The sequence below is a fragment of the Capsulimonas sp. genome, assembly GCF_039929585.1.
Lineage (GTDB): Bacteria > Armatimonadota > Armatimonadia > Armatimonadales > Capsulimonadaceae > Capsulimonas.
In genome coordinates this window covers 24,318-36,263 of the sequence record NZ_JBDSQY010000002.1, presented here as the reverse complement: position 1 = coordinate 36,263, position 11,946 = coordinate 24,318, and the positions used below count along the sequence as shown (strand labels likewise).

Sequence of the window (11,946 nt, the reverse complement as noted above, 5' to 3'; positions counted from 1 at the left end):
GTTCCGGAAGCGCTGCCAACAGCCGTCTGGATCAACCCGCCTGCCCAAAAGGAGGACGAAGAGTTAGGCGACGATCGGCGCGAAAAATAATGGACCAAGTTGTCTCAAACTATTGACACGTTCCGCTTATCGGTACGGCCATCACTATCAAGGAGGCGTCTTCTGGGTCAAAGCAGATAAAAAGGAGACACTCGTTTCGGACTTTGCGGAGATCGCAAAGCTCGTATCCTTATCGCTGGCGCAAAACGCCGATGAAAAGCTCATTGTTGACGCCGTCAAGCAATGGCTGCACCGTACTCCGAATTGGCTTCTCGTGCTGGATAATGTTGATGAAGGTAAATTGATCAAAGACTTTCTGCCGTCCGAACACGACGGTCGAATATTAATGACCTCACGCCTGCAAACTCTGGATCATCTAGGTATTAGGAATCCCATCAGTCTCGACAAAATGGAAGTCGATGAGGCGATTGATTTCCTATTCAAAAGAACAGGACGAGATCGGAGTGAGCCTGAAGAGATATCGGCGCGTAATCTGGTGGAGGAACTCGGGCGTTTGCCATTAGCGCTTGAGCAGGCAGCGGCTTACATCGTTGATATCGACGCAACTTTCGACGATTATCTCAAAAGCTACGCACAACGGCGCTTGGAGCTACTTGAACGGGCAGAACCGGTTGAAGGTAATTATGACCAAACGGTAGCGACTACTTGGACGATGAACTTTGAGCAAGTCCAGAATCGCTCAAAAGCATCCGCAGACGCCTTGTATATCGCAGCGATGCTTTCTCCTGACAATATCCCTGAAGCCATTTTTCAAACTGGCGCTTCGGTTCTTGGCGATAACATTAACGCCCTACTCTCAGCTGCCCAGATCGACCCTCTAAGCCTAACCGAACTATTTGCGCCTCTTGCCAAGTACTCTTTGATAGTGCGAGATAAACCATCACACTCTTTCAGCATTCATCGCCTCGTACAAGAAGTAATTAAATCTAACCTTATATCTAAAGGAGAAATGGTCGGATGGTCTCGTTCTGCGATCTCCGCTCTATCGATAACATTACCGATCCCAGAATTCGAAAATTGGGACAATTGTGACGAGCTACTGCCACATGCACTCTCCTGCATTCGACTTATTGGCATCCCGCCAAAGCCAGATTTCATGTCGGCAGAGGCAGGCTTGCTGCTGGACAATACGGGCAGATATCTATCGGCTCGCGCAAGATACGATGAAGCAAGAGAACTCTTCGAACGTGCAATCTTAATACAAGAAATTGTTTTAGGCGTGGACGCTCCCGCCGCATCCATGAGCACTCATAATGCGGCATGGATTGCGAATGCTGAAGGAGAGCACCAGAAGGCGTTAGACCTCTACGAAAAGGCGCTTAATATTAGGCAACGTGTACTAGGTCTAGAGCATCCCGAAACGGCGACAACAATGATGAACTTGGCAAGTTTACACAAAGACAAGGGGAGGTACGTAGAAGCGGAGCTACTCTACCAAAGGGCGTTGGAAATTAAGGAAAATGTTTTGGGCAAGGAGCATCCCGAAACGGCGACAACAATGGTAAACCTGGCGAGCTTATACCGAGCTCAAGGTCGATACACGAAGGCGGAGCCGCTCTACCAAAAGGCGTTGGAAATTCAGGAAAATGTTTTGGGCAAGGAGCATCCCCAAACGGCGACAACAATGGGAAACCTGGCGGGTTTATACCGAGCTCAAGGTCGATACACGGAGGCGGAGCCGCTCTACCAAAAGGCGTTGGAAATTAAGGAAAATGTTTTGGGCAAGGAGCATCCCGAAACGGCGACAACAATGATGAACTTGGCAAGTTTACACAAAGACAAGGGGAGGTACGTAGAAGCGGAGCCACTTTACCAGAATGCTTTGGAAATTCAGGAGAACGTTCTGGGCAAGGAGCATCCCGAAACGGCGACAACAATGGTAAACCTGGCGAGCTTATACCGAGCTCAAGGTCGATACACGGAGGCGGAGCCACTGTACCAAAAGGCGTTGAAAATTGAAGAGAACGTTCTGGGCAAGGAGCATCCCGAAACGGCGGCAACAATGATGAACCTGGCGAGCTTATATCAAGACCAGGGACGATACGTGGAGGCGGAACGCCTCTACCAGAATGCTTTAGAAATTCAGGAGAACGTTCAGGGCAAGGAGCATCCCCAAACGGCGACAACTATGGGGAACTTGGCGGGTTTATACCAAGTCCAGGGACGATATACAGAAGCGGAGCCACTCTACCAAAAGGCGCTGGAAATTCAGGAAAATGTTTTGGGCAAGGAGCATCCCGAAACGGCGACAACAATGGGAAACCTGGCGGGCTTATACCGAGCTCAAGGTCGATACGTGGAGGCGGAACGCCTCTACCAGAATGCTTTGGAAACTCAGGAGAACGTTCAGGGCAAGGAGCATCCCCAAACGGCGAAAACAATGGGGAACCTGGCGAGCTTATACCGAGCCCAGGGGCGATATACGGAAGCGGAACGATATGCAAAAAAATCTCTGGATCTTCTTAAAAAAAAATATGGAAAAGAGCATATTGATACAGCATGGGCAATGGAAACCTATGCAATGATTCTAATAAAGCTTCATAGGTCTCGTGATGCTCAAACTTATCTTAGGCAAGCAAAATCTATTCGTATTCGCCATGAAAAGCGAAACCATCGTCAATAGCAAAAGGAGAGCAAAATTTGCTCTCCTTATGTTTTAGCATTACACCACAGCGGCGGCGCGCTCCCCGATCGTTGGAACCTTGAGCCGTGTCACGATCTTGTCGCCATCGCTGTCCACGATGATCGTGTCGCCGTCGGTGAACTCGCGGCGGAGGATGCCGGAGGAGATGGGGTTTTCCACCATCCTCTGGATCGTGCGCTTGAGCGGGCGGGCGCCGTAGAGCGGATCGAAGCCGGCCGAGACGATGAGTTCTTTGGCGGCTGCCGTCACTTCCAGATGCAGTTTGCGGGCGCTAAGCTGGCGCTCGGTGCCTTGCAGGAGCAAGTCCACGATGCTGCTAATCTGTTCTTTGTTCAGCGCATGGAACACGATGATCTCGTCGATACGGTTCAGCAGCTCGGGCCGGAAGTGATTGCGCAGTTCGGCGGTCACCTTGTCCTTCATCCGTTCGTACTGGGCGTCAACCTCGATCTGGCTCGCGCCCGTTGGGATCGCTTCGATGTGGTGGCTGCCGATGTTGCTCGTCATAATCACCACCGTGTTCTTGAAGTTCACGATCCGGCCGGTGCTGTCGGTGAGGCGGCCGGCGTCGAGCAGCTGGAGCAGAATGTTGAAGACGTCTGGATGGGCCTTCTCGATCTCGTCCAGCAGAACCACGCGATACGGGCGGCGGCGCACGGCTTCGGTGAGCTGTCCGCCTTCGTCGTAGCCGACATATCCCGGCGGCGCGCCGATCAGGCGGGCGACGCTGTGCTTCTCCATGTACTCCGACATGTCGATGCGCAGGATGGCGTCCTGATCGTCGAATAAGAATTGCGCCAGAGCGCGGGCGAGTTCGGTCTTGCCGACACCCGTTGGTCCCAGGAACAGGAACGACCCAATCGGACGCTGCGGGTCTTTGAGACCGGCGCGGGCGCGCCGAATAGCTTCCGAAACGGCTTCAATCGCGACTTGCTGGCCGATGACGCGCTCGTGCAGTTTCTCTTCCATGGCGAGAAGCTTCTCGGCTTCTTCCTGGAACATCCTTGAGACGGGGATTCCCGTTGCCTTGGCGATCAGTTCGGCGATGTCCTGCTCGCCCACCACGCTGTTCATTCCCGATTGTGCAAACCAGGCGTCGCGCTCTTTGTTGAACTCCGCGCGCAGCGAGACCTCTTCGTCGCGAAGGCGGGCCGCCCGCTCGTAATCGCGGTCCTCGGCGGCGCCGCGGCCGTCGTGGAGCAACTGGCTCAGGCGCTCCTCCTTGGCGATGATCTCCGGCGGCATCGACGATTTCTCGATGCGGATCTTGGACGCAGCTTCATCGATCAAGTCGATCGCCTTGTCCGGCAGGAAGCGCTCGGTGATATACCGGCTCGACAGCTCCGCCGCCGCCACTAAGGCGCTGTCGTCGATCTTCACCTTGTGGTGCGCTTCGTACTTTTCGCGCAGGCCCATCAAAATGGTGATGGTGTCCTCCACGGACGGTTCGCCGACCACGATCGGCTGGAAGCGGCGCTCCAGCGCCGGATCCTTCTCGATGTTCTTGCGGTACTCATCCAAGGTCGTCGCCCCGATGCACTGCAATTCGCCTCGGGCCAGCGCGGGCTTGAGCATATTGCTCGCGTCCATCGCTCCCTCGGCCGCGCCGGCGCCGACCACGGTGTGCAGCTCGTCGATGAACAGCACGACCGAACCCGCCGCCTTGCGAACCTCGTCCATGACGCCCTTGAGACGCTCCTCGAACTCGCCCCGAAACTTCGAGCCGGCGACCAGCGCACCCATATCCAGCGCCAGCAGACGGCGATCCCGCAGGTTCTCCGGCACATCGTTCTTCGCCATCTTGCGCGCGAGGCCTTCGACGATCGCTGTCTTACCCACGCCGGGCTCGCCGATCAGCACCGGGTTGTTCTTGGTTCGGCGCGACAAAATCTGGATCGTGCGCTTGATCTCTTCGTCGCGCCCGATCACCGGATCGATCTTGTCTTCCCTGGCCAGCTGCGTCAGATCACGCGAGAAGCGCTCCAGTACCTTGTACTTCTCTTCGGGCTTGGAATCAGTGACGCGGGTCGTACCGCGAATCGAATGCAGCGCTTTGTAAGTCTTTTCTTCATCGACCCCGTACTGCACCAGAATTCGCGCGGCGCCGCCATCGTTCTCTTTGATCAGGCCCAGCAGCAGGTGCTCGACACCGACGTGCGTGTCCTGCAATCGCTGCGCTTCCTCCGAAGCGAGGTCAAAGACACGCTTGAGCCGCGGAGTGATATAGATCTGCGCCGACGGATCCTCATACTGCACCCTTGGGACACGCCCCAGAGCGTTTTCGGTTGATCGGATCATGTCGCGCGGCTCCGCGCCGAGCTGACGCACGACCTGGACCGCCAGTCCGTCGTTCTGCTCGAGCATGGCCAGTAAGAGATGCTCGGTATCGAGCTGCGTATGCTTGTAGCGCTTCAGGACATCCTGCGCCTGCTGAACCAGGCTGCGCGCGCGTTCCGTGAATTTTTCAAACATGGGTTTACTCATTCCTCCCCGTTGCTGATCCACTCCCGCAGCGTCTCTTCGGCGCCCTGCAGCATCGCCTCCATGGCGTCCGCGCCCGCGCCCGTCTGCTGGACCTGGTCCATCAGGGCGAAGATATACGCCACACCGGCGAGATTAATGCCGATGTCCTGCGTGAAGTGCTGGATCTTTTGTAACCGCTCAATATCCCGATCCGAATAGAATCGGTTCTTCCCCACTTTTTGGGGCTTGACGAGACCGAGCCGGTCATACATACGCAGGGTCTGCGCATGGATCGGCTTGACATCATCGCCGCCCCGCCCGCCCATCGGACGCACAAGCTTTGCAGCGATGCTGATCGTATAGATGGGCTGATTTCGGTCTTTTACGAACGCCATTTCACCACCCTCTTACACCTTGATCGAATCTTTTCGTAGTTTCGCCAGCTCCGTCAGCAGCTCGCGCTCGCGATCGCTGAGATCCTTGGGCACGCTGATCTTCGCCCGGGCGAACAGAGCGCCGGATGTTCCTTTTTTCTTGATGTCGGGCATGCCGAGCCCGCCCATCCGAAACGTTTGCCCGGTCTGCGTTCCCGCCGGAACGTTCAGAACTTTACGGCCCGAAAGCGTCTCGACAGGAGCCTCGCCCCCCAAAGCCGCGATCGTGTAAGGCAGGATGAAATCCGTGTAGAGATCGATGCCCTGACGCTCGTACTGCGCATTCGCGCGCACGATGACTTTGAGATACAGGTCGCCGCCGTTGCCCCCCTGTCCCGACAATCGGATGCGCTGGCCGTCGGGAACGCCCGCAGGGATTTTGATGTCGGTCAGACGCCGCTTCTTGATCACATTCCCGTCGCCGTGGCACTCCGGACAGACTTCGACTTCCTGTCCCGAACCGCCGCACTGCGGACAGACGTTGTTGGCGAACAGTCCCCGGTTGCCCTTGACCTTGCCCGTGCCGGCGCACATGGAGCAGGGCTTGCTTTTGCCTGAGCTGACCGCGCCCGAACCGCCGCAGCGGCCACAGGTGTCGGGAACGCTCAGCGTGAAACTCTTGGTCGTGCCGGAGAACGCTTCCTCCAGGGAAATCTCGACGGGATATTCGACATCCTCGCGCACCTGGCGCGGCGCCTGCCGCATACGCCCTGCGGGCTGACTGAAGCCGCCGAAGCCGCTTGGGGCGCCGCCGCCGGCCGCGCCACCGAACAGCGACGACAGGAAATCGTCCAGGCCGCCCGTGCCGAAACCACCGAAGTTCACGTCGCCCTGGTAAGCGCCGCCGCCGCCGCCGGAGGGTCCGCCCTGGCCGAACGCCTTCCACTGATCGCCGTACTGATCGTACTTGGAGCGCTTGTCCGCGTCGCCCAGAACGTCGTAGGCTTCGCCGACATCCTTGAACTTGTCCTCGGCGCTCTTGTCGCCCGCGTTCACATCAGGATGGTGCTGACGCGCCAGTTTTCGGTAAGCCGATTTGATTTCCTGCTCCGTCGCCGTCTTCGGAACACCCAGGATTTTGTAATAATCTTTATAATCGATCGCCATGCTCATGCCTTCTCTTGCCGCAGGTTATCTGTCTGTTGATATGATACCCCATTTGAGCGCGGGACTATCAATATAGTTAACGAATTATTCCTCATTAGAGTTCCTCAATCAACAGAACTCTGATCGTGGAGGAGGTATAGTAGATTGCGCCGGAACAAATGTGTCCCGTCGTAATCTCAATCGCCCGGACCTAACTCACCGTGAAATTCGTTTCTCACCCTTCGGTCGCCACGGACCGGGCGTCGCTTCTGGAACTGGCGATCACATTTCTGCGTCTGGGCGCGACGGCTTTCGGCGGCCCGGCGGCCCATCTCGCGATGATGCGCTCGGAATTCGTGGACCGGCGACGCTGGCTGACAGAAGGGGAGTTTCTGGATCTGATCGGGGCATCGAACCTGATCCCAGGTCCAAGCTCCACGGAGGTGGCGATCTTTATCGGGCTGCGGCGCGCCGGATGGATCGGGCTGATCCTGGCGGGGGTGTTTTTTATCCTGCCGGCCGCGCTGATCGTCACCGCAATCGCCTGGGCGTATGTCCGGTTTGGACATCTGCCGCAAATGGGCGGGGTTCTTTACGGCGTCAAGCCCGTGATCATCGCCGTGGTCGTTCAGGCGCTGTGGGCGCTTGGCCGAACGGCGCTCAAAACACGTCTGATATCCCTGGCGGGGGTCATATCGCTGGTCTTGTGTTTCTTGGGGGCGCCGCCGCTCGCCCTGCTGCTTGGATCGGGCGCGCTGCTGGGCGTGCGCGGGTGGCTGCGCGAGCCGGCGCCGCGACCGATCAAACCCCTCCTCGCCCTAACGGCCCTGGCGGTGCTCCTCACGGCTTTACCGCTGGCGCTTACGCTGATCGAACCGCACGGAGCACAGCCCATCGGGCTGTCGCCGATCTTTCTGGTCTTTGCCAAAGTCGGATCGCTGGTGCTCGGCAGCGGTTACGTGCTGCTCGCTTTTCTGAGAACCGACTTGATCCTGCGCCTCCACTGGCTGACATCAGCCCAGCTGCTCGACGCAGTTGCGGTCGGTCAGCTGACGCCCGGCCCGGTGTTCACCACGGCGACCTTCATCGGCTACATCCTCGCGGGTCCCATGGGAGCGCTTGTGGCGACACTCGGCATCTTCCTCCCTGCCTTTCTGTTCGTAGCCATTGCCGGACCTCTCGTCCCACGCATCCGCCGCTCTCCCGTCGCCGGATCGTTCCTCGATGGGGTCAACGCCGCAGCGCTGGCGCTGATGGCCTTCGTCGCCTGGCAGCTCGCCCGCGCCGCCTTCGTGGATGGGCTAAGCGTAGGAATCAGCATCGCCGCCGCCATTCTTCTCTTCCGGTGGCGCGTCAACTCCGCCTGGCTGGTGCTCGCCGGCGCGGTCATTGGCTTGCTGTTCCATTCGTATTAGCTATGTCCGCCAGAAAACGCGCGAGCGATCAGAAAGGCCGCGCCCGCCGCGAGGCCGCCGATGACGACCGTCTGCATGGCGCTGCGCAGTGCGGGCGCTCCGGTCGCTCGTCCCTTGACGCCGCCGAAAACAGCCAGGGCAATGAGAGTAACGACCGCCGACCAGATCAGCGCCGTCTGCGCATGCGGCACAATGAAGTAAGGGCTGAGGGGGATGGCGCCGCCGGCGATATACGCGCCTGCAATCGTCATCGCGCTCGTGAGAGAGCGTTTCGGATCAGGTTCTTCCAGCCCCAGCTCAAACCGCATCATGAAATCGATATACGCCTCGGGACGCTTTTGCAGCGCCGCAACGATCGGCGCGCTTTCCTCGGCGGTCAGCCCATACGACTCAAACACCTCCGAGACCTCCCGCGCCTCGACTTCAGGAAGATGTTCAACCTCATATTTCTCCCGCGCCCGCTCGCTGACATAATGCTCCGCGTCGCCGCGCGCGGCCAGATAACCACCCAACCCCATCGCAATCGATCCGGCGGCGACCTCCGCCAGCCCCGCCGTGATAACGAGATGCGACGCCGCGACGACGCCCGTCAAGCCCGCAGCCAGCGCGAACGGGACCGTAAGGCCGTCCGACATCCCGATCACGATGTCACGGACGAGCTCAGTCGACGTAAAATGCTTTTCGACATGTGGAGTTTGAGGCATGAAGTAACCTTCCGATCTTATTTCTGCAATGGCAAGCGCGAGAAATAAGTTCCGGCGGGACCACAAGAGTCAGCGTTCAAGATACGCCGCCGCGAATTGATCCGGCAGCGTATAAAGTTCGTTCTTCAGATAGTCGAACTCAGTAAAGGCGTCCAGCCACTCGAAGAACAGCTCCTCGGTAATGTGTTTTCGCAGAGCGACTTGAAACGCAATAATATTCGCTTGGGAGAGAAACGGGATCGTCGTCGGCGTTTGATAGTCCCCGTCGTAACGGCCATTGAGATAATATGTCGTGAACCAGCCAATCTTCGGTATTCTCGTGTCAAACTCCACCGGCTGAGTAATCTTCCCGGAAAGAACGTTCCGCGCGCCCACAAGCCAAACCAGGAGATTGGCATTCCAATGCGCGCCTTTGATGGCGAACACTGAGCCGACCCATGAATCGATCTCTACTGGTTTCAGATATTTCCACAGGAAAAACATGACTGCGGATACATCACTGTCGGTTTCCCACCAGTGGATCTGCTGACCTTCCAATGGCGGTCCTGGCAGCACGGTTCCAGGGCGAAGATCGTCTCCATCCCAGAATTGCGCCCCCATTGGCCAGCGTCCCAGCGTATTCAAGACGTCCATGCGAAAGTCAGGGTAAGAGTCGCTCACATCGTTTGGATACTGGGTAACGAACGCCGAAATAACATCCGTCGCCAGCGCCCCATTCGATGTACGCCCCCCAGCCTTCGCTGCGAGAATCGGCAGCAGATAGTGGAGCCAGTCCGACCATTCGCCGTCAAGCTTCCCAAAAGCGCTCGTTCCGCTGCCTATTTCATCCAAGTACTTGATGAGGTTTTCGAGAGGCAGATCATCTGGAGCCGTGGTCATAAGCTCCGAATATATCTTCCGCTTGTCCGTCATAAACCATGCCTCCCCCATCGGGAAACTCGGCTTCGGGAAATAATCCGTCATACGTTCGATTGCGTCGGCGTCCGGACCATGGCCGGGACGCCATAAAAACTCGTTCATTGTGCTTTCCGTAAGACGGCGAGGGTCATCACATTCGAGACCTGAAAACCGAGGTGGAGATAGAGACGCAGGGGGCGCGGGCCAAGATGCCGCCACGTCCCGATCTGAAACACCCGGCCGGGCGCGCCGTATTGGCGCTGAAGTTCCTGAAGGCATCGGATCAGCGCATAACGCCCCAGTCCTTGATGGGAGAACTCCGGCAGTACGGCCAGTTCTTCAACGGACATGATCTCCCCCCACCGCTCCGGACGGCAGCCGCCGTAGCACGAGACGACTATTTGTCCGTCATATTCCAATCCGATCCAGGTATTACGGATATCTTCGTATGCGGATGCATGGGCGATCGTCTCGGCCCAATCCGTTTCACGATAGGAGGCCGGCTTGGGGAAATCCAGCGCGGCGTGCGCCCGCGTGTGGACGGAGGCGTATTCGGGAAGACGCGAGGCGTCAAACGCCGTTTCGCGGACGCCGAGCGGCAAAGTGGGGAGCGTAAGACGCCCGAGCAGATCTTCCGCCGCTTGCAGCGTGATGTCTCCGGCCTGCATTTCGAAGCCCAACATCGGCAGCATGCCGGCAAAGTAGATCGTGAGGGAGGGAAAGGCGCCGCGAATACTAAGGGTGAGTTTTTCATCGCCCGAGTCTAGAAATGCCGACTTGATTTCCTGGAGAGCTTCCTGTAGGATTTCGTAGCGCCGATCCCAATCCGATGGGATGAGATACTTGAGGCTCCAACCAATGCGGCGGCCAAATGCCTGGCCAGCGTGCGTCGGAACAACAAAGACCGTTTGATTTCCCCCCGGCTCTTCTAAGTCCGCGAGGAAGTTTTCCGTTTGAGACGGCGTGACACAGAGCATCGGAAAGACATCTTGAACGGCGCGACGGAAGTCACAAAAATGCTGGACATAATCGGCCTGGGCGATGGGAATGATCATATTCCCACTATCGGCGCGGCCAGCATGGCTGCTAAAGGATCAGCACACAAAGACTTGGGCTATGGATACTTCGCCAAATACTCCCGCGCCTGCTGCGCGGCGTCGGCGTCATCCATGGCAATCACCTTACGCCACTGCGCTCGCGCCTGCGCCTTCTGACCAGCTTTGTAAAGCACATAGCCATAGCATTTGTATACGATTGGCTCTTCAGGAATCGGGGTAAGCGCCTTTTGACATTCAGAAAGTGCGGCTTTCGTATCCCCCTGGCTAGCCAATAACTCGGCGTAATCACTACGAATGACCGGGTCGTCAGGCTTGATTTGCAGACCAATGGAATACTCACGCCGGGCCTCATCGAAATCGCCGTGTTTGTAGGCGATGAAGCCAAGGTTATCGTACGCGTTGGCGTACTTCGGGTTGATGGCCAGCGCACGCTGAAACTCGGCGATGGATTCCTGTCGGCTGTGATGGAGTAAATACAAATCGTATCCCAGATTGTTATGGGCGGTTGCGCTGCGAGGATCTTGTTTTACAGCTTCCTGCGCTTCGGCCAGCGCATTCTGATAATCGCCTCGCCGCACAAAGGTATATGAAAGATTGGTGTGATAAGCCGCATGCGTAGGATCAATCCGGATCGCTTCCTTGAGTTCGGCCACAGCTCCGTCGAGTTGATGTGCGCGCCGAAGATCAAGCGCGAATTTCCCATGGACCTTGGCGCTGCCTGGTTCGATTTGCAAAGCTTCGCGATAAGAAGCGACGCCGCCGACAATGTTGCCCTGACGCAGCAGAGCACTCCCAAGCATTTCGTGCGCCATATAGTCGCGAGGAGCAATCAGGATCGCCTGACGCGCAATAGCGGCAGCTTCAGGATATTTGCGCTTGATTATCAGCAAGGAGGCAAGATCCACCTTTGCGGGGGCGTTTTGCGGATCATATCGAATAGCCATGCGAAATTCTGAAATCGCCTCGTCGCTCTTATGCTGATAATCAAGCGCTTCCGCAAGACAGAAATGCGCTCCGGCATCGTGGGGATAGCTGCGAAGCAAACCGCGCATCTCTGAGACCGCAAGGTCATATTTCTTTTGACGTATCAAAACCAAAGCATAATTGTTGTGGGCAAAGGTGTCGCTGGGATCAAGCATCATGGCGAGCTTGAAATCGCGTGCGGCGCTCACATCGTTATTCTGG

At 57.2% G+C, this 11,946-nt stretch carries 9 protein-coding genes; 2 read left to right on the top strand and 7 right to left on the bottom strand.

Annotation, left to right across the window (positions count from 1 at the left end; all coding sequences use genetic code 11):
- Positions 1–112 precede the first annotated feature (112 nt).
- A complete protein-coding gene (gene fxsT, locus ABIZ35_RS00185) occupies positions 113–2,683 on the top strand; it encodes an FxSxx-COOH system tetratricopeptide repeat protein (protein WP_348217853.1) in 2,571 nt (856 codons plus the stop codon).
- A 39-nt stretch (positions 2,684–2,722) separates the two neighbouring features.
- On the opposite strand, the gene ABIZ35_RS00180 is transcribed toward fxsT, so the two are convergent.
- Genes ABIZ35_RS00180 through ABIZ35_RS00170 form a run of 3 tightly spaced genes read right to left on the bottom strand, consistent with a single transcriptional unit; the run spans position 2,723 to position 6,708 of the window.
- Positions 2,723–5,176 (bottom strand): AAA family ATPase, encoded by a 2,454-nt coding sequence (locus ABIZ35_RS00180; protein ID WP_348217852.1) that lies wholly within the window; start codon positions 5,174–5,176, stop codon positions 2,723–2,725.
- 8 nt (positions 5,177–5,184) lie between these two features.
- Positions 5,185–5,562: a MerR family transcriptional regulator gene (locus tag ABIZ35_RS00175; RefSeq protein WP_348217851.1), complete on the bottom strand. Its 378-nt coding sequence runs from the start codon at positions 5,560–5,562 to the stop codon at positions 5,185–5,187.
- A gap of 12 nt (positions 5,563–5,574) precedes the next feature.
- Positions 5,575–6,708, bottom strand: a complete 1,134-nt coding sequence (locus tag ABIZ35_RS00170) for a J domain-containing protein (RefSeq protein ID WP_348217850.1) — start codon at positions 6,706–6,708, stop codon at positions 5,575–5,577.
- A 200-nt stretch (positions 6,709–6,908) separates the two neighbouring features.
- Here ABIZ35_RS00170 and chrA point away from each other — a divergent pair, with 200 nt between their 5' ends.
- Positions 6,909–8,102, top strand: a complete 1,194-nt coding sequence (gene chrA, locus ABIZ35_RS00165) for a chromate efflux transporter (protein ID WP_348217849.1) — start codon at positions 6,909–6,911, stop codon at positions 8,100–8,102.
- Here chrA and ABIZ35_RS00160 read toward each other — a convergent pair.
- From ABIZ35_RS00160 to ABIZ35_RS00145, 4 genes are all read right to left on the bottom strand, one after another.
- On the bottom strand, positions 8,099–8,806 hold the full coding sequence (locus ABIZ35_RS00160) for a VIT1/CCC1 transporter family protein (RefSeq protein WP_348217848.1): 708 nt from the start codon (positions 8,804–8,806) through the stop codon (positions 8,099–8,101). The genes chrA and ABIZ35_RS00160 overlap by 4 nt on opposite strands.
- Before the next feature lie 69 nt (positions 8,807–8,875).
- Positions 8,876–9,826 (bottom strand): hypothetical protein, encoded by a 951-nt coding sequence (locus ABIZ35_RS00155; protein ID WP_348217847.1) that lies wholly within the window; start codon positions 9,824–9,826, stop codon positions 8,876–8,878.
- On the bottom strand, positions 9,823–10,758 hold the full coding sequence (locus ABIZ35_RS00150) for a GNAT family N-acetyltransferase (RefSeq protein ID WP_348217846.1): 936 nt from the start codon (positions 10,756–10,758) through the stop codon (positions 9,823–9,825). The genes ABIZ35_RS00155 and ABIZ35_RS00150 overlap by 4 nt, the downstream gene beginning before the upstream one ends.
- Positions 10,759–10,817: 59 nt before the next feature.
- Positions 10,818–11,933 carry a tetratricopeptide repeat protein gene (locus ABIZ35_RS00145; RefSeq protein ID WP_348217845.1) on the bottom strand — a complete coding sequence of 372 codons (1,116 nt, stop codon included), beginning with the start codon at positions 11,931–11,933 and terminating at the stop codon, positions 10,818–10,820.
- Positions 11,934–11,946: the final 13 nt, after the last annotated feature.